The organism is Tepidimonas sp. (genome assembly GCF_036825565.1).
Taxonomy (GTDB): domain Bacteria; phylum Pseudomonadota; class Gammaproteobacteria; order Burkholderiales; family Burkholderiaceae_C; genus Tepidimonas.
Genome location: NZ_DAISXZ010000031.1, coordinates 1 through 24914 on the forward strand (window position 1 = coordinate 1; position 24914 = coordinate 24914).

22 protein-coding genes and 1 pseudogene are annotated in these 24914 nt (G+C 70.7%); 9 read left to right on the forward strand and 14 right to left on the reverse strand.

Annotated features, from left to right (window positions below):
- Nucleotides 1-30 precede the first annotated feature (30 nt).
- From V7026_RS05890 to V7026_RS05900, 3 genes are all read left to right on the forward strand, one after another.
- Nucleotides 31-2685, forward strand: coding sequence for a bifunctional acetate--CoA ligase family protein/GNAT family N-acetyltransferase (locus V7026_RS05890; protein ID WP_334154440.1), 2655 nt, complete (start codon nucleotides 31-33; stop codon nucleotides 2683-2685).
- 210 nt (nucleotides 2686-2895) lie between these two features.
- Nucleotides 2896-3441: a phasin family protein gene (locus V7026_RS05895; protein ID WP_334154441.1), complete on the forward strand. Its 546-nt coding sequence runs from the start codon at nucleotides 2896-2898 to the stop codon at nucleotides 3439-3441.
- A 133-nt stretch (nucleotides 3442-3574) separates the two neighbouring features.
- Nucleotides 3575-4423, forward strand: a complete 849-nt coding sequence (locus V7026_RS05900; protein WP_334154442.1) for a 3-hydroxybutyryl-CoA dehydrogenase — start codon at nucleotides 3575-3577, stop codon at nucleotides 4421-4423.
- A gap of 115 nt (nucleotides 4424-4538) precedes the next feature.
- On the opposite strand, the gene V7026_RS05905 is transcribed toward V7026_RS05900, so the two are convergent.
- From V7026_RS05905 to moaC, 3 genes are all read right to left on the reverse strand, one after another.
- Nucleotides 4539-7712 (reverse strand): efflux RND transporter permease subunit, encoded by a 3174-nt coding sequence (locus V7026_RS05905; protein WP_334154443.1) that lies wholly within the window; start codon nucleotides 7710-7712, stop codon nucleotides 4539-4541.
- Between the two features lie 12 nt (nucleotides 7713-7724).
- Complete coding sequence (locus V7026_RS05910; RefSeq protein WP_334154444.1) at nucleotides 7725-8852, reverse strand: efflux RND transporter periplasmic adaptor subunit; 1128 nt, start codon at nucleotides 8850-8852, stop codon at nucleotides 7725-7727.
- 223 nt (nucleotides 8853-9075) lie between these two features.
- Nucleotides 9076-9582, reverse strand: a complete 507-nt coding sequence (gene moaC, locus V7026_RS05915; protein ID WP_334154445.1) for a cyclic pyranopterin monophosphate synthase MoaC — start codon at nucleotides 9580-9582, stop codon at nucleotides 9076-9078.
- A gap of 43 nt (nucleotides 9583-9625) precedes the next feature.
- Between moaC and V7026_RS05920 the strand changes: the two genes are divergently transcribed.
- Together V7026_RS05920 and V7026_RS05925 are read left to right on the forward strand one after the other, a co-directional pair.
- On the forward strand, nucleotides 9626-11308 hold the full coding sequence (locus tag V7026_RS05920) for a M48 family metalloprotease (RefSeq protein ID WP_334154446.1): 1683 nt from the start codon (nucleotides 9626-9628) through the stop codon (nucleotides 11306-11308).
- Between the two features lie 80 nt (nucleotides 11309-11388).
- Nucleotides 11389-11850: a DUF3717 domain-containing protein gene (locus tag V7026_RS05925; RefSeq protein ID WP_334154460.1), complete on the forward strand. Its 462-nt coding sequence runs from the start codon at nucleotides 11389-11391 to the stop codon at nucleotides 11848-11850.
- 19 nt (nucleotides 11851-11869) lie between these two features.
- Here the strand turns inward: V7026_RS05925 and purB are convergent, their stop codons facing one another.
- The gene (gene purB, locus V7026_RS05930; protein ID WP_334154447.1) at nucleotides 11870-13327 is read right to left on the reverse strand and encodes an adenylosuccinate lyase; all 1458 of its coding nucleotides are present in this window, start codon (nucleotides 13325-13327) and stop codon (nucleotides 11870-11872) included.
- A gap of 100 nt (nucleotides 13328-13427) precedes the next feature.
- Between purB and V7026_RS05935 the strand changes: the two genes are divergently transcribed.
- A complete protein-coding gene (locus tag V7026_RS05935) occupies nucleotides 13428-14051 on the forward strand; it encodes a glutathione S-transferase N-terminal domain-containing protein (RefSeq protein WP_334154448.1) in 624 nt (207 codons plus the stop codon).
- Nucleotides 14052-14271: 220 nt separating this feature from the next.
- On the opposite strand, the gene V7026_RS05940 is transcribed toward V7026_RS05935, so the two are convergent.
- Genes V7026_RS05940 through V7026_RS05950 form a run of 3 tightly spaced genes read right to left on the reverse strand, consistent with a single transcriptional unit; the run spans nucleotide 14272 to nucleotide 16627 of the window.
- On the reverse strand, nucleotides 14272-15648 hold the full coding sequence (locus tag V7026_RS05940; RefSeq protein WP_334154449.1) for an ATP-binding protein: 1377 nt from the start codon (nucleotides 15646-15648) through the stop codon (nucleotides 14272-14274).
- A complete protein-coding gene (locus V7026_RS05945; RefSeq protein WP_334154450.1) occupies nucleotides 15645-16322 on the reverse strand; it encodes a response regulator transcription factor in 678 nt (225 codons plus the stop codon). Before V7026_RS05945 ends, V7026_RS05940 begins: the two co-directional genes overlap by 4 nt.
- Complete coding sequence (locus V7026_RS05950; RefSeq protein WP_334154451.1) at nucleotides 16322-16627, reverse strand: PepSY domain-containing protein; 306 nt, start codon at nucleotides 16625-16627, stop codon at nucleotides 16322-16324. Before V7026_RS05950 ends, V7026_RS05945 begins: the two co-directional genes overlap by 1 nt.
- A gap of 148 nt (nucleotides 16628-16775) precedes the next feature.
- Between V7026_RS05950 and V7026_RS05955 the strand changes: the two genes are divergently transcribed.
- The 3 genes from V7026_RS05955 (at nucleotide 16776) to V7026_RS05965 (ending at nucleotide 18554) form a co-directional block, all read left to right on the forward strand.
- The gene (locus tag V7026_RS05955) at nucleotides 16776-17216 is read left to right on the forward strand and encodes a DUF1924 domain-containing protein (RefSeq protein ID WP_443082320.1); all 441 of its coding nucleotides are present in this window, start codon (nucleotides 16776-16778) and stop codon (nucleotides 17214-17216) included.
- A 15-nt stretch (nucleotides 17217-17231) separates the two neighbouring features.
- Nucleotides 17232-17753: a diheme cytochrome c gene (locus tag V7026_RS05960; RefSeq protein ID WP_334154452.1), complete on the forward strand. Its 522-nt coding sequence runs from the start codon at nucleotides 17232-17234 to the stop codon at nucleotides 17751-17753.
- 81 nt (nucleotides 17754-17834) lie between these two features.
- A complete protein-coding gene (locus V7026_RS05965) occupies nucleotides 17835-18554 on the forward strand; it encodes a cytochrome b/b6 domain-containing protein (RefSeq protein ID WP_334154453.1) in 720 nt (239 codons plus the stop codon).
- A 9-nt stretch (nucleotides 18555-18563) separates the two neighbouring features.
- Here V7026_RS05965 and V7026_RS05970 read toward each other — a convergent pair whose 3' ends face one another.
- The 7 genes and pseudogenes from V7026_RS05970 to V7026_RS06000 all read right to left on the reverse strand — a co-directional run.
- Nucleotides 18564-19526: a sodium-dependent bicarbonate transport family permease gene (locus tag V7026_RS05970; RefSeq protein WP_334154454.1), complete on the reverse strand. Its 963-nt coding sequence runs from the start codon at nucleotides 19524-19526 to the stop codon at nucleotides 18564-18566.
- 104 nt (nucleotides 19527-19630) lie between these two features.
- Nucleotides 19631-20715: pseudogene (arsB, locus tag V7026_RS05975) on the reverse strand (ACR3 family arsenite efflux transporter).
- Between the two features lie 3 nt (nucleotides 20716-20718).
- A complete protein-coding gene (locus tag V7026_RS05980; protein WP_334154455.1) occupies nucleotides 20719-21219 on the reverse strand; it encodes an arsenate reductase ArsC in 501 nt (166 codons plus the stop codon).
- An 11-nt stretch (nucleotides 21220-21230) separates the two neighbouring features.
- A complete protein-coding gene (locus tag V7026_RS05985; protein ID WP_334154456.1) occupies nucleotides 21231-21758 on the reverse strand; it encodes an ArsI/CadI family heavy metal resistance metalloenzyme in 528 nt (175 codons plus the stop codon).
- A gap of 25 nt (nucleotides 21759-21783) precedes the next feature.
- A complete protein-coding gene (locus V7026_RS05990) occupies nucleotides 21784-22110 on the reverse strand; it encodes an ArsR/SmtB family transcription factor (RefSeq protein WP_334154457.1) in 327 nt (108 codons plus the stop codon).
- A 90-nt stretch (nucleotides 22111-22200) separates the two neighbouring features.
- Nucleotides 22201-23352 (reverse strand): lipocalin-like domain-containing protein, encoded by a 1152-nt coding sequence (locus V7026_RS05995; protein ID WP_334154458.1) that lies wholly within the window; start codon nucleotides 23350-23352, stop codon nucleotides 22201-22203.
- Nucleotides 23352-24914: ABC transporter permease (locus tag V7026_RS06000; protein WP_334154459.1), on the reverse strand; the 1563-nt coding region annotated here is incomplete at its 5' end. The genes V7026_RS05995 and V7026_RS06000, both read right to left, overlap by 1 nt.

Sequence of the window (24914 nt, forward strand, 5' to 3'; positions counted from 1 at the left end):
CCCCTCCACCACCACGGAGCCCCCACCGCGATGAGCATCCGCAACCTCGAATTCTTGTTCGCCCCCCGCCGCGTGGCGGTGTTCGGTGCGTCCGACCGGCCGCACAGCGTCGGCGGCACGGTCTGGCGCAACCTGTCCCGCGGTTTTCAGGGGGAACTGTTTGCGATCAACCCGCGCCGGCCCGACCTGGGCGTGCCCGTGGCGCGCGATCTGGCCGACCTGCCGGCGGCCCCCGACTTGGCCGTCATCTGCACCCCGCCCGCCACCGTCCCCGGCCTGATCGCCCGCCTGGGCGAGCGCGGCACGCGGGCCGCGGTGGTCGTCACCGCCGGGCTGGACGCCGCGCACAAACAGGCCATGCTCGACGCCGCGCGCCGCCACACGCTGCGCATCCTAGGGCCCAACTGCATCGGCATGCTGGTGCCCCACCTGGGGCTCAACGCCAGCTTCGCCCACGCCGATGCCCAGCCCGGCAACATCGCCTTCGTCTCGCAGTCGGGCGCGCTGGTCACGGCGGTGCTGGACTGGGCCAACGACCGAGGCATCGGCTTCTCGCACTTCGTCTCGCTGGGCGAGCACGCAGATGTGGACTTCGGCGACATGCTCGACTACCTGGGCAGCGACGCGCGCACCCGCGCCATCCTGATGTACGTGGAGTCGGTCACGGCGCCACGCAAGTTCATGTCCGCGGCGCGGGCCGCGGCCCGCAACAAACCGGTGATCCTGGTCAAGGCCGGCCGCTCGGCGCAGGGCAGCCGTGCGGCCGCCTCGCACACCGGGGCGCTGGCCGGGTCCGACGACGTATTCGATGCCGCCATCTCCCGCGCGGGCATGCTGCGCGTCAACACCCTGCACCAGCTCTTTCTGGCGGTGGAGCTGCTGGCGCGCTTCCGCGACAACCGCAGCGAGCGGCTGCTGGTTTTGACCAACGGCGGCGGCGCGGGCGTGATGGCGGCCGATGCCGCCGCGCACATGGGCGTGGAGCTGGCGAGTCTGAGCCCCGACACCGTTGCGCGGCTGGACGCCGTGCTGCCGGGCAACTGGTCGCGCGCCAACCCGGTGGACATCATCGGCGACGCGCCCGCCCAACGCTATGTGGATGCGCTGCGCATCCTGCGCGAGGACCGCGACAGCGCCATTCTGTTCATCCAGGCACCCACCGCCATCGTCCCCAGCGACACCATCGCCGAAGCTTTGCTGCCGCTGGCCGCCGAACGCCCGCCGCGCGTGCTGGGCTGCTGGCTGGGCCACGGCGCCGTGGCGGCGGCGCGGGCGCGTTTTCGCGCCGCGGGCATCCCCGACTACCCCACGCCCGAAGAGGCGGTGCGCGCCTTCTCGTTCCTGCGGCAGTACCACCGCCACCAGGCGGAGCTGATGGAAACCCCGCCCGCCCTGCCCGAGGGGTTGGCGCCGGATCTGGACGGCATTCGCCAACTGGTGCGCGAGGCGCTGGCCGCCGGCAGCGAGTGGCTGACCGAGCCCCAGGCCAAGGAGCTGCTGCAGCGCGCGGGCGTGCCCGTCACCCCGCTGCGCAGCGTTCCCGCCGACCCCCAGGCCGCCGTCGCCGCGGCCGATGCGCTGGGCTACCCGGTGGTGCTCAAAATCCTGTCTACCGACATCACGCACAAATCCGACGTCGGCGGGGTGCGGCTCAACCTGCACGATGCGCAAGAGGTACTCGAGGCCGCCCGCGCCATGCTCGAGCGGGTGGCCCGGTGCCGGCCCGACGCCCGCATCGAGGGCTTCACCGTGCAACCCATGGTCCGGCGGCGCCATGCGCACGAGCTGATCATCGGCGCCAGCATCGACCCGCTGTTCGGCCCGGTGATTCTGTTCGGCCAGGGCGGCACGGCCGTCGAGGTGCTGGCCGACCGCGCGCTGGCGCTGCCCCCGCTCAACGTCGCGCTGGCCGAATCCCTGATCGAGCGCACCCGCGTCGCGCGGCTGCTGCGCGGCTACCGCGACGTGCCCCCGGCCCACCGGCCCTCCATCCACGCTGCGCTGCTGGCCATCTCGCAACTGCTGGCCGACGTGCCGGAAATCGCCGAGATCGACATCAATCCGCTGGTCGTGGACGTGGACGGCGCGGTTGCGCTGGATGCCCGGGTGCGCATCAGCGCCGAGCGCCCCGCCGGCGCGGCGCGCTTTGCCATCCGCCCCTACCCGCAGGAACTGGTCGAAACCCTGGACTGGCACGGCCAAACCCTGACCGTGCGCCCCATCCGCCCCGAGGACGAAGCCCAGCACCTGGCCTTCCTGGAGCGGGTGGACCCCGAGGACATCCGCCTGCGCATTTTCTACAGCCGGCGCAGCATCGAGCACAGCGAACTCGCCCGCCTGACCCAGATCGACTACGACCGCGAGATGGCCTTCATCGCCACCCGCGTCGGGCCCGACGGCACGCCGCAGACCATTGGCGTGGTGCGCGGCATCTGCGACCCCGACAACGACACGGCCGAATACGGCATCCTGGTGCGCTCCGACCTCAAGGGCATGGGCTTGGGGCGGCTGCTGATGGAGCGACTGATCCGCTACCTGCGCGGCCACGGAACCCGCCGCATCGTCGGCACCGTGCTGCGCGAGAACAAGGGCATGCTCGGCCTGGTGGAGCGCCTGGGTTTCGCCATCGCCCCCCACCCGGAGGACCCGGACCTGCGGCATGTGGAGCTGCCGCTGCAACGGTGAGCGCTGAGCGGCGGGCACATGGGGTGACCGCTCGTCGCTTTTTTGCTGCATCGCAACAAAAACGCTTGCATTTTCGGTTCGGCTCCCTATACTTGGGGTCATGTTGCAGCGCAGCATACGCCGCCGGGTACCATCACCGGACGGATGCCCTTCGGGCAGGTTGCGCGCCATGGCCCATTGCCCATCCACCCGCTCACAAGGAGTCCCACCATGATGACCATCGAACAAATCGTCGCCCTGCACAAGAAGAACGCTGCTACCGCGTTCGACCTGGGTGAAAAGACGCTGGCCGGCGTCGAAAAGCTGACCGAGCTGAACCTGCAAACCGCCAAGACGCTGATGGCCGAAACGGCCGAGCACACCCAGGCCGCCCTGGGCATCAAGAACATGCAGGATCTGGTCGCCCTGCAAAACGCCATGCTGCAGCCCGTGGGCGAAAAGGTCGCTGCCTACAACCTCCATGTGTACGACATCGCGTCCAGCCTGAGCGCCGAGTTCGCCAAGGTCGCCGAGGCCCAGGCCGCCGAAGCGCAAAAGCAGTTCGTCAGCGCGCTGGACAGCGCCGTCAAGAACGCGCCGCAGGGCAGCGAGCCGGCCGTGGCCGCCGTCAAGAACGCCGTGTCCACCGCCGCGGCGGCGATGGAGTCGGTGCAAAAGGCCGTCAAGCAAGCCACCGAACTGGCCGAAGCCAACCTGAAGGCCGTGGCCACCACCGCGGTCAACGCCACCAAGTCGCCGCGCGCGGCCAAGGCCTGATCGAGACCGGGGCCCGTTCCCGAAGAGCCGGCCCTTCTTCTGCGCGACACCCCGCGGCCTGCGCCGCGGGGTGTGCATTTTGGGGCACCGCATAATCGATGCTTTGCATTCCACCCCGAGAGGAGCTATCGATATGTCCATCGACACCATCGGCATCGTCGGCGCCGGCACCATGGGCAACGGCATCGCACAGGCTTGCGCGACCAGCGGCCTGAACGTCGTCATGATCGACGTCAGCGACGCCGCGTTGACCAAGGGCCTGGCCACCATCGCCGGCAGCCTGGACCGCCTTATCAAGAAAGAAAAAATCACCGCCGCCGACAAGGACGCGGCACTGGCGCGCATCCGCACCTCGATCCACTACAACGACCTCAAGGGCGCGCAGCTCGTCATCGAGGCCGCCACCGAGAACCTGGAGCTCAAGCTCAAGATCCTGCGCCAGCTCGACGGCCTGCTGGCACCCGAGACGCTGGTGGCCACCAACACCAGCTCGATCAGCATCACGCAACTGGCCGCCGTCACCGGGCGCGCGGACCGCTTCATCGGCATGCACTTCTTCAACCCGGTGCCGATGATGGCGCTGGTGGAAATCATCCGCGGCCTGCAGACCAGCGACGCCACGCACGACGCCGTACGCGACCTGGCGCTCAGGCTCGGCAAGACGCCGATCACGGTGAAAAACTCGCCCGGCTTCGTGGTCAACCGCATTCTGGTGCCGATGATCAACGAGGCCTTCTTCGTGCTGGCCGAGGGGCTGGCCAGCCCCGAGGACATCGACGCCGGCATGAAGCTGGGCTGCAACCACCCGATCGGGCCGCTGGCGCTGGCCGACATGATCGGGCTGGACGTGTGCCTGGCGGTGATGAACGTCTACTTCGCCGAGTTCAACGACAGCAAGTACCGCCCCTGCCCGCTGCTCAAAGAGATGGTGGCCGCCGGCTACTTGGGCCGCAAGACCGGGCGCGGCGTCTACCGCTACTGAGCCACGGCGCCGGAGCCGGCCGCCACCCGGCGCGATGGCGCCGAATCCTTGGCTGCCATTATGGAGGGCCCGATCGCGCACGACAAACGCCCGCCCGGGTGGCCCCTGGAACGCTCTATGCGGCCGTGCCCCCGCGCGCGCCCAAACGGCGCCGCCACCATGCGGCCCAATCGTCCAGATAGCAGTAAATGACCGGTACCACCACCAGCGTCAGCAGCGACGAGGTCACCACGCCCCCGATGACGGCCTGCCCCATGGGGGCGCGCTGCTCCGAGCCTTCCGACAGCGCAAACGCCAGCGGCACCATGCCGAACACCATGGCCAGCGTCGTCATCAGGATGGGACGCAGCCGCACCCGCGCCGCCAGCAGCAGGGCCGCTTCGCGGTCCAGCTTCTCGCCGGCCAGTCCCTCGCCACTGGCACCGGCACGCGCGCGGTTGGCAAAGTCCACCAGCAGGATGGCGTTTTTGGTGACCAGCCCCATCAGCATGATCACGCCGATGATGGAAAACAGGTTGAGCGTGGAGCCGAACATCAGCAGGATGAGCACCACGCCGATCAGCGTCAGCGGCAGCGACGACATCAGCGCGATCGGCTGTAGGAAGCTCTTGAACTGCGAAGCCAGAATCATGTAGATGAAGATCACCGCCAGCGCCAGCGCCGACAGTGCGTAGCCAAAGGACTCCTGCATGTCTTTGGTGGAGCCGCCGAACTTGGCGCGGTAGCCGGGCGGAAAGTCGGTGCTGTCAAGCACGCGCCGGATGTCGGCCGAGACCTCGCCGAGCGAGCGGCCGGCGACGTTGGCGGTGATTTCCACCTCGCGCGCGAGATCGCGCCGGTTGATCTGGTTGGGCCCGGTCGAGGGCCGAATGTCCGCGATCTGCGCCAGCCGGATGGCGCGCGGCGTGCCGTCCGGGCCGGTGACGGTCAGCGTCAGGCGCTGCAACGTCTCGACCGACTCGCGCGCCTGCGGCGCCAGGCGGACCTTGACGTCGTAGCTCTGGTCATCTGCCGCACGCCAGTTGCCCACGGTCTGGCCGGCGATCAGACCGCGCAGCGCCTGGGTGACGCTGCCCACGCTCAACCCCAGGTCGGAGGCGGTATCGCGCCGCACCACGATGTCCACCGTGGGCTTGTTCGGCTTCATGCTGGTGTCCAAATCCACCAGCCCGGGAATGTGCCGCAGCCGCTCGGTGACCTGGTCGGTCAGGCGCTGCAGGGCCTGCAGATCGGTGCCCTGCAGCGACACCGAAATCGGCTTGGCACCCCCCACCGGGTCCAGCAGGCCGACGTGCGTGACGGTGATGCCGGGGACGCGCGCCAGCCGCTCGCGCAGCACGGCCGACACTTGGTCCACGCTGCGCTGGCGGGCCGTGCGGTCGACCAGTCGCACATAGACGGTGGCCACGTTGCGCCCCTGGGCCGATCCACTGTTGATCGTGGTCAGGGTGTATTGCACCTCCGGGAATTCGCGCAGAATGGCGTCCACCTGCCGGGCCTTGGCCTCGGTCACCTCGATGGACGAGCCCGTGGGGGTGTAGAAGCTGAGCGTCGTCTCGGAAAAATCGGCTTTGGGCACGAACTCCGTGCCCATCACCGGCACCAGCGCAAAACTCGTCACCAGGCTGCCGGCGGCCACGGCCAGCGTGGTGCGCCGGTGCGCCAGCGACCAGGCCAGCAGGGCCTGGTACCCCTCCCCCAGCCGGTGGGTGAAGCGCTCCACCGCCGCAGTCAACCGCCCCAGCGTGCGGTCGTACAGGGTACGCCGCGGCGCCGGATGCCCCTCGGCGTGGATGGCCGGGTCGTGCCAGACGCTGGAGAGCATGGGGTCGAGGGTGAAGCTGACGAACATCGAGATCAGCACCGCCGCCACGATGGTGATGCCGAACTCGTGGAAGAACTTGCCGATGATGCCGCCCATGAAACCGATGGGCAGGAACACCGCGACGATGGACAGCGTCGTGGCCAGCACGGCCAACCCGATCTCGTGCGTGCCGTCGAGGGCGGCGCGGTGCGCGTCCTTGCCCATTTGCACATGGCGCACGATGTTCTCGCGCACGACAATGGCGTCGTCGATCAGCAGGCCCACGCACAGGCTCAACGCCATCAGCGTGATCATGTTGATCGAGAAGCCAAACCCGTACATGAACAGGAAGGTGCCGATCAGCGCGATGGGCAGCGTCAGCCCGGTGATGACCGTCGAGCGCCAGGAGTTGAGGAACAGGAACACGATGGCCACCGTGAGCACCGCGCCCTCGATGAGCGTCTGGCGAACGTTGGTGACCGCCACGCGGATGGGGCGGGCGTTGTCGCGCACCACGTCGATGGCCATCCCAGCGGGCAGTTCCGCGCGCAGTTGCGACACCACGCGGTTGAGGCCGTCCACCACGTCGATGGTGTTTTCGCCCTGGGCTTTTTGTACATCCAGTGCAAGCGTGCGGCGGCCGTCGAACAGCGCCAGGCTCTCCACCTCCTGCGGGCCATCGACGACGTCGGCAATCTGCCCCAGCCGCACCGGCACCGTGCTGCCGCCCGCCCCCCGGCGCGCCACGATCAGGTCGCGAAAGGCCTCGGGCTCGGGCAAGCGCCCCTTGACCTGCACCAACCGTTCCGCCTCGCGGGAGTGCAGCGAGCCGGCGGGCAGGTCCTGGTTTTCGGTGCGCACGGCCTGCAGCACCTGCTCCACGCCCACGCCGTAGGCCTCCATCGCCTCGGGCTTGAGGTAGAGGTTGATCTCGCGCGCCACGCCGCCCACCAGCGTCACCGAACCCACGCCGCGCACATTCTCCAGCCGCTTCTTGACCACCTGGTCGGCGTAGGTGGTCAGCTCCACCGGGCTGCGTCTGCCATCGGCAGAGGTCAGCGCCAACGTGTAGATCGGCCGCGAGGCCGGGTCGAAGCGCAGCACCCGCGGCTCGCGGACCTCGTCGCGCAACTGGGCGCGGATGCCGGCCACCTTTTCGCGCACATCCTCGGCGGCCAGGCGGCCGTTGACGTCCAGATTGAACTGCACGATCACGACCGACTGGCTGTCGTAGCTGCGCGAGAAAAGCTGGTTGATGCCCGCGATCGAGTTGACCGCCTCCTCGATCTTCTTGGTGACTTCGGTCTCGACGATCTCGGGCGAGGCACCGGGATACTCGACCTGCACCACGACGACGGGAAACTCCACGTCCGGGAACTGATCGACCTTGAGCCGCTGCAGCGAAAACAGCCCCAGCACCACGAAGGCCAACATGACCATGGTGGCCAACACCGGGTTGGCGATGGAGACGCGGGTGAACCACATGGACGCGCGCCCTCACTGGCCGGTGGGGGCCGCACTCAGCCGCACGGCCGTGCCATCGCGCACGCCCCCGATGGTGCCCGCCAGCACCCGGTCGCCGTCGGCCAGCCCGCTGCGGATGATGCGCACCGGCTCCCCATCGGCTTCGGCGCTGGTCTCCACCTCGACCGTGCGGCGCACCAGGCGATCCGTCTGCAGCAGCCACACATAAGGCTGGGGCGCATCCAGTCGCACGGCCGACTCGGGCAGCGTCAGGGCCGTCTCGCGCGCCACCTCGATGCGGCCGGTGGCAAATAGCCCGTGGCGCAGGCCGTCGCGCGCCTGGAGCGCCAGATAGACCGGTACCGCCCGGGTGCCCGCCTGCACGCTGGGGTTGATGCGCACCACGCGCGCCGGCACCGCCGCGGGCAAACCGTCCACGCGCAGCGTCGCGGGGGCGCCCACGCGCACCGCCCCCACCTGTTCGGGCGGCAACACGGCGCGCAGTTCCAGCGCGCTTAGATCCACGATCTCCAGCACCCGCGCATCCGCCGCCACGCGCTCGCCGGGCTGCGCGAAGCGCTGCGCCACCCAGCCGTCGATGGGCGCGCGCAGCACCGTGTCCTCCAGCGCCTTGCGCGCCACGTCCGCCGCGGCCTCGGCCGCCAGCAGGCCGGCGCGGGCCCCGGCCGCATTCGACACCGCCGTGTCCAGCGCGTTGCGCGAGATGAAGCCCTGCTCCACCAAGGCCCGGTTGTTCTGCAACGTACGCTCGGCAATCTCCAGTTGAGCGCGGGCCGATTCCGCCTGCTGCCGCGCCTGGCGCACGCGGGCCTCGAACTCGGTGGCATCCAGCCGCCCAAGCACCTGCCCCGCCCGCACAGCCTGGCCTTCGCGCACCGTCAGCTCGCGCAACTCCGCCGCCACCTTGGCCTTGACCAGGGCGGTGCGCACCGCCTCCACCGTGCCGCTGACCGGCAGCGTGCGCAGCACCGGCCGGCGCTGCGCCGTCACCAGATCGGCAGCGGCCAGTTCCAGCGCCGCAGGGGCGGTGGACACCGCCACTTCGGTCGATGCGCGGCGCTGCATCACCCCCTGCACGGACAGGCCCACGATCAGCACCACCACGGCCAGCGGCAGGCCCCATTTGACGATTCGCTTCATCCTGCAACCCCACACAGGCGGCGCGATCCGCGCGTCGCCAGCCGCGCATCATCGCACAGCCCCGATAACCGTCCGGTCGCTCAGGTCCAGGCCAGCAGCTCCCAACGCCAGCGGTCTTCGAGCTGCCAGTTGCTCAGCTCATCCCCGCCGCCGCCCATCAGGTATTCGCCCTCGGTCTCGCGCAGCACTCAGCGCCCCAGCGCGGGGTCGATCCACAGCCGAATCACCGGTTGACGAAGGAACCGGACTTGCCGCCGTGTTTTTCCAGCAGGCGGACGTCCGTGATCACCATGCCCCGATCGGCCGCCTTGCACATGTCGTAAATGGTCAGCAGCGCCACCTGGACGGCGGACAGGGCCTCCATCTCCACCCCGGTCGGTCCGACGGTCTCCGCCGTGGCCTGCACGCGCACGGCGGCGGCGTCGGGCTCGACGGCAAACTCGAGCGCCACGCGCGTCAGCGCGATCGGATGGCACAGCGGAATCAGATCGCTGGTGCGCTTGGCCGCCATGATGCCCGCGATGCGCGCCACCCCCAACACGTCGCCTTTCTTGACGCTGCCTTGCTGGATGAGCGCCAGCGTCGTCGGCTGCATGCGGATGCGCCCCTCGGCCACGGCCGTGCGGTGGGTGGCGGCTTTGGCGCCGACGTCCACCATGTGGGCCTGGCCCTGGGCGTCGAAATGGGTGAGTGGCGAAGCGGTCTCGGGGGTAAGGGAGGAGGCGGTCATGGCTGACAGGGAATTCACGGCACCGACACGGCATCATACGGGGATGAGCCAGTCCCTTCACCGCACGACGGAAGCCATGCCCAATGACGACGCTCCGCCGCGCCTGGCACCGCTGGGTTGCCGGCGACGCGACTGGCTGGCGGGCGCCCTGCGGGGCGCATTCGCCGGCGCCACCGCCCGCGCGCTGCTGCCCTTGGTGGGCGTGGCCGGCGCAGCCACGCCGGCGGGCGCTGGCGCGGCCACGGGTCTGCCGGCACTGGGCGATGGCGGGGACCTGACGCTGTCCGAGGAGCGGCGCATCGGCGACCAGATCGCGCGCGCCATCTACCGCGACCCCGCTTACCTGGACGACCCGGTATTGGGCGACTACCTGCAGCGCATCTGGAATCCGCTGTTTCAGGCCGCGCGGCGCCGCGGCGAGCTGTTGGATGAACTAGCTGAGCGCTACGCGTGGCAATTGCTGCTGGCGCGCGACCGTACGGTCAACGCCTTTGCGCTGCCCGGGGGCTACCTGGGCGTGCACCTGGGGCTGATCGGCGTAACCGGCAGCGCGGACGAGCTGGCCTCGGTCCTCGCGCACGAGCTGTGCCATGTCACGCAGCGCCACATCGCCCGACTGCTGAGCCGGCAAAGCCAGCAGGCCCCCCTGATACTGGCGGCGATGGTGCTGGGGGCGCTGGCCGCCAGCGCGGCCCGCAACGCGGACATCGCCAGCGCCGCGATCGCGGGCGGCCAGGCCGTCGCGATGCAGGGGCAGCTCAACTTCTCGCGCGACATGGAGCGCGAAGCCGACCGCATCGGCCTGACCGTATTGCAGGCGGCGGGCTTCGACGGCCACGGCTTCATCGGCATGTTCGACCGGCTGCAACAGTCGGCCCGCCTGAACGACGATGGCAGCTTCCCCTATTTGCGCAGCCACCCGCTGACGACCGAGCGCGTGGCCGACATGCGGGCACGCCTGCCGATGGATGCGGCAGCCCGCACGCCGGGAACGGCGGCAGGCCCCGTGTCGCCCACCGGCCACGCCTTCATGGCGGCGCGCGCGCGGGTGCTGGCCGACCCGGCCCCAGACCGGCTGCAGGCACACGCGAGCGCAGCGCTCGATGGACGCGACGGACGCGGAGTGCGCGACCCCGGGCGCTTGTACGCCGGCGCGCTGGGCTGCGCCTGGCTGCGCGACGCCCCCGGCGCGCTGCGTCTGCTGCCCGCCGTGCGCGAGGCGGCGGACGCGGACGACGCCCGGCTAGCGGCCGATCTGCTGCACCTGGAGCTGCTGTCGATGCTGCGCACCGACCCGCGCCTGCCGTCCACCGAAGGGCAGGCCTTGCCCACCTGGGCGGAGCGGGGCCTGGATGCAGGGGGCCGCGCCGGGCTGCTGCTGGCGGCCGGGGCCGCAACCGCGCTGCCCAGCCCAGTGGCCCAACGGGCCGTGACCCGGCTGCAGGCGTGGTGTGTGGAGCATCCGCGGGACGCCGGAGCCTGGAGCGCCTTGGCATCGGTGCAGCATGCGCTGGGCCAGCCCGTGCGCGCCACCCGCGCCGAGGGCGAAGCGCGGCTGGCGTGGCTGGACCCGGCGGGTGCGCTGGACCGCTTCCGTGCCGCCCAGCGGCTGGCACGCGAGCGCGGGGTGGACGATCTGATGGAACTGTCCGTGCTGGACGCCCGCGCCCGTTACGCCGAGAGCCTGCTGCGCGAGCAGCTGGCCGAGCAGCCGCCGCGCCGCTGACGGACGCGCGCCGCTGCGGCTAAGATCATCGCCCCGATTCCCGGCAGCCCCCGTTTTTGGCATTCACCCCGTACATTCGCATGGCCGGCATCCACATCACCGACATTGAGGCCGCGATCAACCACTGGCGCGCGCGCCAGCCTTCGCCCGACGGCGTGACCCTGGGGCCCGAGCTGCGCGCGCTGGCCGAGGTCTACGCGCTGATGGTCTATTACCGCACCGACGAAGCCGACGAACACACCATGCCGCGCGTCGCCTGGGCGGCCTGGAAGGCGTGGTACGACACTACCCCGGACACGCCGTGCATCGCCATCTGCTCCACCAACCAGGGCGATGCGGTCTGCAAGGGCTGCGGCCGCACGCACGACGAGGTGACGCGCTGGCCGGCGATGACGCCGGGCGAGAAGCGCGCCGTCTGGCGCCGCATCACACTGGAGGACAGCGCCTGGCGCTTCAACGTCTATGCCGAGCGCGCCGTGGAGCGCCAGGGCGCGGCCCGCGCCGAGGAGACCACCCCGCCCCTGCAGCAGCCACCCGCCTGAGCCGCCCGGCCAGCCCCTGTCAAATCCGCCGCGCCAGCTCGGCGGCCTTGCCGGCGTAGCCCGCCGGCGTCAACGCGCGCAGACGGGCCTTCTCGGCATCGGGGATCGGCAGGTCGTCGATCAGCGCGAGCAACGCCGCGCGCGTGACCTGCTGGCCGCGCGTGGCCTCCTTCAGCCGCTCGTAGGCGCCTGGCACGCCATAGCGGCGCATCACGGTCTGGATCGGCTCGGCCAGCACCTCCCACGCGGCGTCCAGGTCGGCCGCCAGCGCCGGCGGGTTGAGCTCCAGCTTACCCAGGCCCGTCTGCAGCGACTGGTGCGCCAGCACCGCGTAGCCCAGCGCCACGCCCATGTTGCGCAGCACCGTGGAGTCGGTCAGGTCACGCTGCCAGCGGCTGATCGGCAGCTTCTCGCTCAGGTGGCGCAGCAGCGCGTTGGCCAGCCCCAGGTTGCCCTCGGCGTTCTCGAAGTCGATCGGGTTGACCTTGTGCGGCATCGTGGAGGAGCCGATCTCGCCGGCCTTGAGCTTCTGCTTGAAGTAGCCCAGGCTGATGTAGCCCCAGACATCGCGCGCCAGATCGACGAGGATGGTGTTGCTGCGCGCCACGGCGTCGAACAGCTCGGCCATGTAGTCGTGCGGCTCGATCTGGATGCTGTAGGGCTGAAACGTCAGCCCGAGGCCAACCGGCGCCTCCGGCGGCGTGTCCGGCCCCGGCGCCGGCGTCTCCACCACGCTGCGGGCGAACGCCTCCCAGTCCACCTCCGGGTAGGCCGCCAGGTGCGCGTTGTAGTTGCCAACCGCCCCGTTCATCTTGGCGCGCAGCGGCACCGCGGCGATGCGCTCGCGCGCCGCCTCGAGCCGCGCCACCACGTTGGCCAGCTCCTTACCGACGGTGGTGGGGCTGGCGGTCTGGCCGTGCGTGCGCGACAGCATCGGCGACTCGGCCCACGCATGCGCCAGCTCGCGCAGCCGCGCGAGGATCGCCTCCAGCCCCTGCAGCAGCACCGCGCGGCCGACCTGCAGCTGCAGCGCGTGGCTGGTGTTGTTGATGTCCTCGCTGGTGCAGGCAAAGTGCACAAACGCGCCGACGCGCTGCAGCTCCGGCCAGCCGTCGAACACCCCCGGCACGCCTAGCTCGGCGTGGCCTCGGATCCAGTACTCCACCGCCTTGACGTCGTGGTTGGTTGTCTTCTCGATCGCCTTGATCGCCGCCGCATCCGCCGGCGCAAAGTCGCGCACCACGCGCCGCAGGTGCGCACGCGCCGCCGCCGACAGCGGCGGAAATTCCAGCAAGCCCAGATCGCTCAGGCGCTCGAACCACGTCAACTCCACCTGCACGCGCCGGTGCATGAAACCGTATTCGCTGAAGATCGGCCGCAGCGCGGCGACCTTGGCGGCATAGCGGCCGTCCAGCGGCGAAAGCGCCATCAGCGCGGCATCCGACGTGGCAAGGGAGGTGTCAGCGTGGACTTGCATAGTGGCCCCGATTGTAGGCGCCCGGCATCTCTACACTCGGCTCCCCGGCGCCCGGGCCCCGCGGGGACGACCGCGCCGCCACGACCCGATCCTCATCACCATGAAACTCAAGCTCATCGGCAGCCTCACCAGCCCCTACGTGCGCAAGGTGCGCATCGTCATGGCCGAGAAAAAACTCGACTTTCAGCTCGAGCTGGCCGACCCCTGGGCCGCCGACAGCACGGTAGTGGAGGCCAACCCGCTGGGCAAAGTGCCCTGTCTGGTGATGGAAGGCGGCGAAGCGGTGTTCGACTCGCGCGTGATCGTCGAGTACCTGGACACGCTGTCCCCGGTGGGCAAGCTGATCCCCGCCACCGGACGCGAGCGCGCCGAGGTCAAGACCTGGGAGGCGCTGGCCGACGGACTGCTAGATGCCGCCGTGGCGGCGCGGCTGGAGACCGCATGGCCGCACCGCGCGCCGACTGAGCGCAGCCAGGCCTGGATCGACCGGCATCTGGACAAGATTCAGCACGCACTCAAGGCCATGAGCCTGGGGCTGGGCGACTGGCCGCACTGTCACGGCATCCACCTGTCGCTGGCCGACATCGCGGTGGGTGTGGCGCTGGGCTATCTGGACTTCCGCTTTTCGTCCATCGACTGGCGGGGCGCCTACCCCAACCTGGCCCGCCTGCACGAGCGGCTGTCGCAGCGCGCAAGTTTTCAGGACACGCTGCCGCCGCAGTGAGGGAATAAAAAGGTACCGCGAAGCGCCTGCCGAGACAACAGGAGGAGGAGGAGGGAGGAGGAGAACCGCCCCAGCAGGTTTTCGTGCCGACCCGGATCGCAGCCAGGCGGGTCAGGCTTCGCGGTACACGCAAACAGAACCGAACTGGGTGCTCAGAGCGCGGCCAGCGGCCAGAGTTCCCGCCGCGAGGGCGCAATCCCGCCATTCGTCGGACGGCGGCTCAGGCCGCGGGCAGCCGCAGCTCGGCGCGCAGACCGCCCCACGGCCCCCGGGTGAGGGTCAGCGACCCGCCGTAAAGCGCCGCCACCTCGCGCACAATGTCGAGACCGAGGCCGGCACCCGGCACCCGCTCGTCGGCGCGCACGCCGCGCTGCAGGACGGCCTCGCACTGCGCGGGATCCAGCCCGGGCCCGTCGTCGTCCACCCGCACGCACAGCCGGCCGTCCACGCGCTCGGCGGCCACTGCCACCCGGGTCGAGGCCCATTTGCAGGCGTTGTCCAGCAGATTGCCCTCCATCTCCTGCAGGTCCTGACGCTCGCCGGCAAAGCCCAGGTCGGCCGCCACCGGCGCGAGCGTCAGATCCAGGGACTGACGGTCGTCGCGCGGCGCGTGCACCTTGCCCATCACACGCAACAGCCCCTCCAGCACGGGGGCCACCGCTGTGCGGTGCCCGGGGGTGCCGTCACTGGCGGCCCGCGCGCGCCGCAGATGCCAGTCCACCTGCTGCCCCGCAGCGTCCACCTGCTCGCGCAGCTGCCGCGCCAGGGCCTCGCGCGGCAGCGCGGGATCGTCCGCCAGACCGGCCATCACCGCCAGCGGTGTCTTGATCGCGTGGGCCAGGTTGCCCGCCAGCCGGCGCGAGCGTTCGACCACCTGCTCGTCATGCGCCAGCACGCGGTTGAAGTCGTCCACCAGCGGGGCCACCTCGGCCGGGAAATCGCCCTGCAGCCGCGGCTGGGTGCCCGCCCGGACCCGCTCCACCGCGCTCTGCAGGCTGCGCAACGGGCGCAGACCGACGTGGATCTGCACCCAGGCCACACCCAGCAGGGCCAGGCCCAAGACGCCCAGCGATGCGGCCAGCGCGCGCTGGAAGTCTCCTACTGCCGCCTCGAGCTCACGCCCATCCACCGCCACCACCACGCGCCACGGTGCGTGGGCACCCGGCACGGTCACCCGCCGCTCCAGCGCACGCAGCGGGACTGCCGCGGGGCCGGTCAGGTCATGGCGGTGCAGCTCGGTGTCGGTGAGGGGATCGTCCGGCAGCGGCAGCACGGCGTCCCAGAGGGAACGGGATCGCTGCGGCAGCGCCCCCGGGCTCAGCGGTTGCACCTGCCAGTAGAGCCCGCCATAGGGCCGGGTCCAGCGCGGATCGCTCAAGGCCCCAACCACGCGCGGCAGCCCATCCGCGTCCGCTTCCAGCGCCGCGGTCACCTGGTCCAGGTGGCGCAGCAGCTGCGCGTCGGCCTGCGCGGTCGCGTGCTGTCGGAACAGACCGGCGATCACGACACCGGCCACCACCAGCGCCACGCCCAGGGCCACAGCAGTCGCGGCGAGCAGGCACCACCGCAGCGACGGGCCCGGCAGCACCGCGCTCATGGCGGTGCTCCGGCCCCCGGTGGCTGCAGGCGGTAGCCCATGCCTCGCACGGTCTCGATCAGACCCGCGGGCAGCTTCTTGCGCAACCGGGCGATGAAGACCTCGATCGTGTTGGAGTCGCGCTCCTGGTCCTGCGCATACAGGTGCTCGGTCAGCTCGGTGCGGGCGACGAGGGTGTTGGGCCGGTGCATCAGGTAGGACAGCAGCTTGAGTTCGTGGGCCGTCAGCACCAGCGGCTCGCCGTCCAGGCTGGCGCGGCCGCTGCGGGTGTCCAGCGTCAGCGGCCCGCACACCAGCACCGGCGTCGCGCGGCCATTGGCACGGCGGATCAGCGCCCGCAGCCGGGCCAGCAGCTCCTCGCCATGAAAGGGTTTGGTCAGGTAGTCGTCCGCCCCGGCGTCGATGCCCGCGACCTTTTCGTGCCAGGCGTCGCGCGCGGTCAGGATCAGCACCGGCGCGGTCACACCCTCGGCGCGCCAGCGCTGCAGCACCGTCCGGCCGTCCAGCAACGGCAGGCCCAGGTCCAGCACGATGGCGTCGTAGGGCTCCACGCCCCCCAGGGCCCAGGCCTGGCGGCCATCGGCCGCCTGGTCCACCACATAGCCTGTCCCCTCCAGCAGCTGCCGCAACTGGGCCGACAAGGTCGGCTCGTCCTCCACCACCAGCACCCGCATCAGCGCCCTCCCGCGCCGCCCAGCACCTGACCGGTCGCGGCATCCACCGCCACCTTGCGCAGGCGCCCGCCCGGCTGCAGCAACTTCAACTCGTACACCCAGCGCCCATCCTCGCGCTCCAGCTCCACCTCCAGCACGTCACCGGGCACCTCGGGCCGCACCCGATCCAGGATGACCGGCAGCGGCAGGATCTGACCAGCCAACAGCGCGGCGCGGGCCCGGTCGTGGTCCCGGTCCGCGTGCGCGGCCCACGGCAGACCGCCGAGCAGAGCGGCCAGCAACGCGGTGGCAAGGTTGGATCGCATCCTGCAGCAGGGGCATATCCCCCGATGGGGGTTCTGCCCATTGTGCCTGCCCAACCCTGAACGGCGGCTGAACGGCGGCTTCAGGTTCGGTACAGGTGGGACGGCGCACCATGCCGCCATCGCGTTGAGACCCACCCCAGGAGCCCCCATGTCCCCCATTTCCCTGCGTCCCTGGTCCCGTGCGCCGGGGCCCGTACTGGCTGCCCTGGCCTGTTGCGCTTGGCTGATGACCACGCCTGCCCCATCGCTGGCCGGTGACACCACCCCGGCGGCGGAACTCGCCCGCTTCCAGGCCGAGGCCGGCGCCCCCGCCGACGCCGCGCGGGGCCAGCGCCTCTTCACCCAGACCCACGGCCGCGAGTGGTCCTGTGCCAGCTGCCATGGCGAACCGCCGACCCGCGCAGGCCGCCACGCCAGCACCGGCAAGTCCATCGCGCCGCTGGCCCCGGCCGCCAACCCGGAAGCGCTGACAGAACGCGCCCGGTTGGACAAGTGGTTCCGCCGCAACTGCGGCGAAGTGCTGGGCCGCGCCTGCACCGCCGCCGAGAAGGCCGACGTGCTGGCCTACCTGACGCGTCTGCGTCCCTGATCCGGAGCCCGCCCCATGCGCCCCTGCCTGCCCCCTGCCCTGCGCCGCGCCGCGGTGCTGCTGATCGGCACCCTGGCCGCCACCATCGTCTTCGCCGACAGCGTGCGCCTGCCCGCCCAGACGCCACCAATCTACCGCGCCGAGTGCGGCACCTGCCACGTCGCCTACCCGCCCGCCCTGCTGCCACCCGCCTCCTGGAAGCGGCTCATGACCGGGCTGGAGCGCCACTACGGCACCGACGCCTCGCTGGATCCGGCCACCGTGCAGCAACTCAGCGGCTGGCTGCAGGCGCACGGCGGGACGGGCCGGCGCATCGGCCTGGATCCGGCGCCCGACGACCGGATCACCCGCACCGCCTGGTTCGAACACAAGCACCGCGGCCTGGACGCCGCCGTGTGGCGCCTGGCCGGCGTCAAGAGCGCGGCCAATTGCGCCGCCTGCCATGGCGGTGCAGAGCAAGGCCGCTTCAGCGACCACGACCTGCGCATGCCGGCCGGGCTGCCCGCCCGCTACCAGCGCGCCTTCCTCGATGACTGACAAACGGAGCCGACCATGATCGCGTCCCCACACCCCGCCGCCCCCGACCGCGTGGCGGCCGCCGGATCCCTGACACCCCCCATGGCACCCCCCAGCCGCCGTGTGACCGATGCGCCAACGCGCGTCTTCCACTGGCTGTTCGCGCTGTGCTTCGCCGGCGCCTACCTGACCGCCGATGGCGAGCGCTGGCGGCTCGTGCATGTCGTACTGGGCTACACCTTCGCCGGCCTGCTGGGCTTTCGCGTGCTCTATGGGCTGATCGGGCCGCGCCAGGCCCGGCTGGCCGCCCTGGGCCGCAAGCTGGCGGCGGCGCCCGGCTGGTGGCGCAGCGTGCGCGGTGCCGTCTGGCCCCCCCAGCCGGCGGGACTGGCCGCCGCGAGCCGGCAGGGCCAGAACCTGGCCATGGCCGGCGTCATCGCCGGGCTGCTGCTGGCCGTGCTGCCGCTCACCCTCAGCGGCTACGCCACCTTCCACGACTGGGGCGGCGAGTGGCTGGAGGAGGTGCACGAGTTCTTCGGCAACACGTTGCTCGCCCTGGCGCTGCTGCACGTCGGGCTGCTCGCGGCGCTCAGCGTGTGGCGCCGCCAGAATCTGGCCCGTCCCATGCTGTCCGGCCGCATCGCCGGACGCGGGCCGGACCTGGCAGCCCGCAACCACAGCGGACTGGCCGCCCTGCTGCTGATCGCGGTGCTGGCCTATTGGGCGTGGGAATGGCAACATGCCCCCGCCCGGCCGACGGACACCGCGGGTGCCCCCGCGGCGTGGCTGCAGCGCGACCACGGGGACGATGACGACGATTGATCGGTGGCATCAGCCCAGCAGGGTCTGGGCAACGTGGGTGTAGAGCGGAATGCCGAGCAGGATATTGAGCGGGAAGGTCACGCCCAGGCTGAGGCCGAAGTACAGCGCCGGGTTGGCCTCCGGGATCGCGTAACGCAGCACCGCCGGCACCACGATGTAGGACGCACTGGCCGACAGCACCATCAGCAGCACGGCGTCGCCCACCGACATGCCCAGCACGGTGGCCAAACCCAGCGCGATGCTGGCGTGCACCAGAGGCGCCAGCCCCGCATAGGCCAGCAGCACCGGCGACGCCTTGCGCGCCTCTTGGAAGTTGCGCGCCACCATCAACCCCATGTCAAGCAGGAAGAACGCCAGCATCCCCTTGAACAGATCGCCCGAGAACGGCTGCATCACCGCCTTGCCCGTCTCGCCGCTCAGGTAGCCGATCACCATGGCGCCCAGCAGCAGCATCTGCGCGCCATCGGTAAACGATTCGTGCAGGATGTGCCCGATGCGCAGATTGGGCGAGCCGTCCACGCCGCGCTCCTTGCGGATGGCGTTGGCCAGCAGCACGGCGACGATGATGGCTGGCGACTCCATCAGCACCATCGCCACGGTCATGTGGCCGCCGGGCACCAGCCCGGCGCTGGTCAAAAACTGCGTCGCCGTGACGAAGGTCACCGCGCTGACCGACCCGTAGCAGGCCGCCACGGCCGCCGCGTCCAAGCGCGAGACGTGGCGGCGCAAAAAGGCATAGCCCATCAACGGCACGATCACCGCCATGGCCATGGCCGCGCCGATGCCCAGCAGGATCTCCGGATTGAAGCCCGCCTGGGCCAGCGCGAATCCGCCTTTGAGCCCCAACGCCATCAGCAGGTAGAGCGACAGGAACTTGGCGATGGCCGGCGGAATCTCCAGGTTGGAGCGCACCGCGCCGGCAAACACGCCGAAGACGAAGAACAGGATGGCGGGGTCGAGCAGGCTTTGCATGCGGGCGGTCCGTCGAACAGGGTCGAACGGTCAAATGTAGCCGGCCGCAGGCATCTCGTTTCATCGATTTTTCTTGTGCCAAGCATCGGCTTTGATCGATGCTTTCACGCGCTCGACCGGCGCGCCCCCGCCTCGTACCAGCCCTTGCTGCGGTTGACGATAGCCACCACCGCCAGCATCACCGGCACCTCGATCAGCACGCCCACCACCGTGGCCAGCGCAGCACCGGATTCGAAGCCGAACAGGCTGATCGCCGCGGCCACCGCCAGTTCGAAGAAGTTGGACGCGCCGATCAGCGCCGACGGGCACGCCACGGCGTGCGACTCGCCCACCCGACGGTTGAGCCAATAGGCCAGCCCCGAATTGAACGCCACCTGGACCAGGATCGGAATCGCCAGCAGGGCAATCACCAGCGGCTGGCGCAGGATCTGTTCGCCCTGGAAGGCAAACAGCAGCACCAGCGTGGCCAGTAGCGCCGCAATCGACCACGGCCCCATGCGCCGCATGGCGGCATCAAAGGCTTGCGCCCCCGCGCCAGCAGCCGGCGCCGCCACAGCTGCGCCAGGATGACCGGCACCACGATGTACAGCCCCACCGAGACGAGCAGCGTGTCCCACGGCACGATGATCGCGGACAGACCGAGCAGGAAGGCCACCATGGGCGCAAACGCCACCACCATGATGGTGTCGTTCAGCGCGACCTGCGACAGCGTAAACAGCGGGTCACCGCCCGCCAGGCGGCTCCTGACGAACACCATCGCAGTGCACGGCGCCGCGGCCAGCAGGATCAGCCCGGCCACGTAGCTGTCGATCTGCTCCGCCGGCAGCCAGGGCGCGAACAGCTGGCGCACGAACAGCCAGGCCAGCAGCGCCATCGAGAACGGCTTGACCAGCCAGTTGACGAACAGCGTCACCCCGATGCCGCGCACGTGCTGGCGCACCTGGCCCAGGGCTCCAAAATCCACCTTGACCAGCATCGGGACGATCATCACCCAGATGAGCAGGCCGACCGGCAGGTTGACCCGCGCCACCTCCAGTCGGCCGATGGCCTGAAATACGCCCGGCAGCCACTGCCCGAGCGCAATGCCGACCACGATGCACACCGCCACGCACAGCGTCAGAAAGCGCTCGAACCCGCTCATGGGGGCGCCGGCCGCCTGCTGGGCTGTCACTTCGCACGGGACACTCATGGGTCAGCTCCGGGCCAGTTCGCGGGCGGTGTCCTGCAGCAGCGTGCGCTGCAGCTTGTCTGGCGGCAGTTGCATCAGCATGTCCAGCCGATGGCGGATCAGCTGCATCGTGTGACGGAAGGCTTCGCGCTTGACGTCATCCGGCGCGTCACCGGCCGACGGATCGGCGTAGCCCCAGTGGGCCGTGGCGGGGTGCCCAGGCCACGCGGGGCAGACCTCGCCAGCCGCGTTGTCGCAGACGGTGATGATCAGGTCCATCTCGGGCGCGTCGGGGCCGGCAAACTCATCCCAGCTTTTGCTGCGCAGGCCGTCGGTGGCAATGCCCGCCTCGCGCAGCACGGCCAGCGCCAGGGGATGGGGCTGCTGGTTCGGGCGCGGGCTGCTGCCCGCCGAATAGGCCCGAAAACGCCCGCGGCCCAGGTCGTTGAGCAGCGCCTCGGCCAGGATGCTGCGGGCGGAGTTGTGGGTGCACAGAAACAGCACGTTTAGGGGGCGGGTGGTCATGGGTCGCCTCCTCAGCAGCAAGCGGCACGCGCGCCTGCGGTCGGGGCACAGCAGCGCGGCATCTCGTTCGCGGGCACGGTTGCAGCCGCGGACGCAGCAGACGCAGCGGGCGCGCCGGAGGCCGTGGACGCGGCCGCGCAGCAAGCGTCGGACGCAGCATCCGCCTCGCGGAAGACGGGAATTTTGCCCAGGGTGTAGAAATGCTCCAAGGCGATGCCCTGGGGGTCGGTCACCCAATGCTTTTCGCTGCGGGCGTAGCAGCAGGTGGTGGCCCCTTCGTCGAGCAGGGCCATGTCGGCAGCCTGGGCGCGGGCCTTGAGCTCGCCCAGTTCCGACGCCTCGTTCACCTGAAAGCCCAGGTGGTCCACCCCCGACGCTGCGCCGCGCGTGGAGATGGCGAAGTCCAGCCGCGGATCGTCGAGCATCCATTTGGCATAGTCGCGCTCGACGCGCACCGGCGCGGCCGCGAACAGGCGCGAGCAAAACGCAATGCTCTGGTCCAGAGCCTGGACATGCAGATGGACGTGGAAGCGCTTCACGGAGTTCTCCTTCGGCGGGTGGGGATCAACAATCGCAGGCCAGGGCGTCCGGGGTGATACAGGCGTCGCCCCGGCAGCAGTTTTCGGTGAGGTAGGCGAGCAGCGCTTGCATCGCATCGAACGCTGCCCGGTAAATCAGATGCCGGCCCTGCCGCTCCTGCGTCACCAGGCCGGCATACAGCAACTCCTTGAGGTGAAAGGACAGCGCACTGGGGGCCACCCCCAGCGCCTCGGCCAGAGCGCCGGGCGTCAGCCCCTCGCGCCCTGCCACCACCAGGGCGCGAAACGCGCGCAGCCGCACGGGTTGGGCCAGGGCGGCTAGGACTCGGGCGGTTTGGGCTTCGGTCAGCATGGAATCAATCGTACAATATTTTAACAATTATTCAATTATTGAGCCAAGGAGAGCTCCCATCCCCAATGCCACGGCCGCCGCGTCCCCCGTTCACAGCCGCAAGGCGCCCCCGTAGCCGGTCAGCTCCAAATACCCGCGTCCCACCGGGCGACCGTCCAGGGTGCGCAGTTCGCTCAAGCCCTCCCAGTAGAGGGCGCCGGTGCTGGCCCGGCTGTCCAACTCCTGGTCGTCCGCCAGGGCGTGTACCTCGAACGCCCCTGCAGGGGTGTGCACGCGCCACTGCACCGGGTAGCGCACGGCAGTGCGCCGGCTGGTCCAGTGGCGCAGCGGCTCGAAGGTCACCTCCCCCGGGGCGAAGGCCCGTGTCGCCAGCGGTGGCTGGGCGGCAAGCCCCGCCCGCACGGAGCCGCCCGCCCACAGCGCACGGCCGTCCGCGCGGCGCAACTGGAACGCGGTCAGGCTGCCACCGTCGTCCAGGTTCATGCCCATCCAGTCCCACCCCACGGCGTCGGGGTGCAGCAGCGCATCGCTCCATTCGTGATCCAGCCAGCCCCGCCCGGTCACCTCGGCGACTCGGCCGGTCCGCACCAGCCGGCCGGTCATGCGCAACTGCGGCTGGCTGTAATAGAAGCTCGCCTGCCGGGGCTCCGGCCCCTTGCGGGACCACCCAGCCTCGCCCTGCAGCAACAGGGGCTGGGTCGGCGTGGCCCGCAGGTCGAGCGCCCAATCCCCCGCGGCCACCCGGGCCTGGTAGCTGCCGTCCGGGCCACGCCACAGCACGGCGTCACGGATACGCACATCGGTATCCCCCGTGCGCGCGACGGCGATCACGGGCTCTTCCCCGCGCGGGGGATCGCGCCCATCCCAGCGAGCCGTCATCTGGTGGTGGTACAGGCGCCCGGCCGCGACATCGGTCACCGCGGCGTGGACGAACAGCAACTGCCGCGCTGCGAGCCGGCTGCGCAGCGCCTGCGTGGCCGCCACCCGCGAGCGGAAGAACGTCACCTGAAACCCCCACAGCGCCCCCTGCGGGGCTCGCAGCCAGCCCGTCAGATACCACCATTCGGTTTGGGTGTCCGGATGGCTGCCGTGGTCGCGCGGAAACACCAATGGCCGGCGCCCCAACTCCCCGGGCGCGGCCCGCGCCCACTGCGGCCAGCCCCCGGCCGACACGCCGGCCCACGCCCCCGCCGCCAGTCCCTGCAGCAGGCGTCGACGTGGCGGCGGGGTGTGCGCGTCCATCACGCCTCCTCCCGCACGGCCAGCACCGCCTCGCGGCGCACCGCCAGCCGCCCGCTGGCCCAGGCGGTCAGAGTCCCCGCTGCGACGACGGCCAGGGCCAGCGCGGCCAGGCGACCGATGGGCACGGCCAACTCCATGGTCCAGTGAAAACTCTGCGGATTGACCACGTGCACCAGCACCGTACTCACCGCCAATCCCAGCGCCAACCCGGCGACGGCGCCCAACACGGTCCATAGCGCCCCCTCTGCCGTCACCAGGCCCAGCACCTGCGCCCGCGACAGCCCCAGGTGGCGCAGCAGCCCAAACTCGCGCCGCCGCACCAGCACCTGGGCGCTGAAGCTGGCCGACACCCCCATCAGCCCCATGCCGATGGCGATCGCCTGCAACCAGTACGTCACCGCAAAGCTGCGATCGAAGATATTCATCGATATCCGTCGAATCGCCTGCGCGCTCGACACCTGGACCTGCCCCGCCGCCAGCGCCTCGATCTGGCGCTGCAGCGGCTCGGCTGCCGCGCCGGGGGCCAGGAACACCGCCAGATCGTTGATCGCGGTGTCGCCCGTCAAGCGGGCAAAGTCCGCCGCGTCCAGCACCACACTGCCTTGCTGGCGTGCGTAGTCGCGCCACACCCCCACGACCACGAAGCGCGTGCCCGCCGGCCCCAAGCCGGGCAGGGCGATGGACTGGCCCACCTGTGCCCCATACAGGTCCACCACCGCCTCGCTGACCCACACACCGACTGCGTCCGCCGCCGGCGGGAGGGGCTGCGCCAGCCCCACCAGCGGCAGCGGTAACGTGGCCGGGACGGCCCCCTGCGCATCCCGCAAGGGGCGCGCCAGCAGCGTGACCGGCGGTCGCTGGGGGTCGAGGATCAGGGTGCGCTGGCGTTGGCCATCCACCCGGACCACGCCAGGCAGGCGACGCACCGCGTCGATGAAGACCGGATCCAGCGTCGCCGCGTCGCGCCCGCCCGCCAGCGCCCGGACATACAGATCGGCGGGCAGCACCGCGTCCAGCCACGTCATCATCGACTGGCGGAAGCTGCCCACCATCACCGTCAGCGCCACGGACAGCGCCAAGCTGGCCACCACCCCGCTGGTGGCCACGGCGGCGCTGCCGGGGTAGCGCCGGGCCCGCTCCACCGCCAGCAGGGCCAACGGACGCCGGGCCGCCCGGGGGGCCAACCACGACAGCGCACGGGTCACGGCCGCCGGCAGGGCCAGAATGCCCCCCACCAACAGCGCGGCAATCCCCATGTAGGCGCCCAGGGGCAGCCCCGCCACCGGGGGCAGCAGACACAGCGCCGCCCCCAGCGCCATCAGCGCCGGCCCCACCCAGGCGCGTGCACCGCTGGGCGCGTGGCCGGGCTGCATCGGCACCCCTTTAAGCGCCTGCGCCGGTGCCAGCCCGCGCACGGCCAAAGCGGGCCACCAGCCGCCCAGTATCGCCGCCAGCACGCCCAGAGCACCGTACCCCAGCACGGCCAGCCATGACCCCTGCAGGGCGGGCGTCACCCCGGCAAAGTAGCCGCCCCCCAGGTCACCCCCCAGCCACTGCAGCGC

Coding starts and splice junctions, on each gene's coding strand:
- V7026_RS05890 (WP_334154440.1), top strand. CDS start 31: ATGAGCATCCGCAACCTCGAATTCTTGTTCGCCCCCCGCCGCGTGGCG.
- V7026_RS05895 (WP_334154441.1), top strand. CDS start 2,896: ATGATGACCATCGAACAAATCGTCGCCCTGCACAAGAAGAACGCTGCT.
- V7026_RS05900 (WP_334154442.1), top strand. CDS start 3,575: ATGTCCATCGACACCATCGGCATCGTCGGCGCCGGCACCATGGGCAAC.
- V7026_RS05905 (WP_334154443.1), bottom strand. CDS start 7,712: ATGTGGTTCACCCGCGTCTCCATCGCCAACCCGGTGTTGGCCACCATG.
- V7026_RS05910 (WP_334154444.1), bottom strand. CDS start 8,852: ATGAAGCGAATCGTCAAATGGGGCCTGCCGCTGGCCGTGGTGGTGCTG.
- moaC (WP_334154445.1), bottom strand. CDS start 9,582: ATGACCGCCTCCTCCCTTACCCCCGAGACCGCTTCGCCACTCACCCAT.
- V7026_RS05920 (WP_334154446.1), top strand. CDS start 9,626: ATGAGCCAGTCCCTTCACCGCACGACGGAAGCCATGCCCAATGACGAC.
- V7026_RS05925 (WP_334154460.1), top strand. CDS start 11,389: ATGGCCGGCATCCACATCACCGACATTGAGGCCGCGATCAACCACTGG.
- purB (WP_334154447.1), bottom strand. CDS start 13,327: ATGCAAGTCCACGCTGACACCTCCCTTGCCACGTCGGATGCCGCGCTG.
- V7026_RS05935 (WP_334154448.1), top strand. CDS start 13,428: ATGAAACTCAAGCTCATCGGCAGCCTCACCAGCCCCTACGTGCGCAAG.
- V7026_RS05940 (WP_334154449.1), bottom strand. CDS start 15,648: ATGAGCGCGGTGCTGCCGGGCCCGTCGCTGCGGTGGTGCCTGCTCGCC.
- V7026_RS05945 (WP_334154450.1), bottom strand. CDS start 16,322: ATGCGGGTGCTGGTGGTGGAGGACGAGCCGACCTTGTCGGCCCAGTTG.
- V7026_RS05950 (WP_334154451.1), bottom strand. CDS start 16,627: ATGCGATCCAACCTTGCCACCGCGTTGCTGGCCGCTCTGCTCGGCGGT.
- V7026_RS05955 (WP_443082320.1), top strand. CDS start 16,776: ATGTCCCCCATTTCCCTGCGTCCCTGGTCCCGTGCGCCGGGGCCCGTA.
- V7026_RS05960 (WP_334154452.1), top strand. CDS start 17,232: ATGCGCCCCTGCCTGCCCCCTGCCCTGCGCCGCGCCGCGGTGCTGCTG.
- V7026_RS05965 (WP_334154453.1), top strand. CDS start 17,835: ATGGCACCCCCCAGCCGCCGTGTGACCGATGCGCCAACGCGCGTCTTC.
- V7026_RS05970 (WP_334154454.1), bottom strand. CDS start 19,526: ATGCAAAGCCTGCTCGACCCCGCCATCCTGTTCTTCGTCTTCGGCGTG.
- V7026_RS05980 (WP_334154455.1), bottom strand. CDS start 21,219: ATGACCACCCGCCCCCTAAACGTGCTGTTTCTGTGCACCCACAACTCC.
- V7026_RS05990 (WP_334154457.1), bottom strand. CDS start 22,110: ATGCTGACCGAAGCCCAAACCGCCCGAGTCCTAGCCGCCCTGGCCCAA.
- V7026_RS05995 (WP_334154458.1), bottom strand. CDS start 23,352: ATGGACGCGCACACCCCGCCGCCACGTCGACGCCTGCTGCAGGGACTG.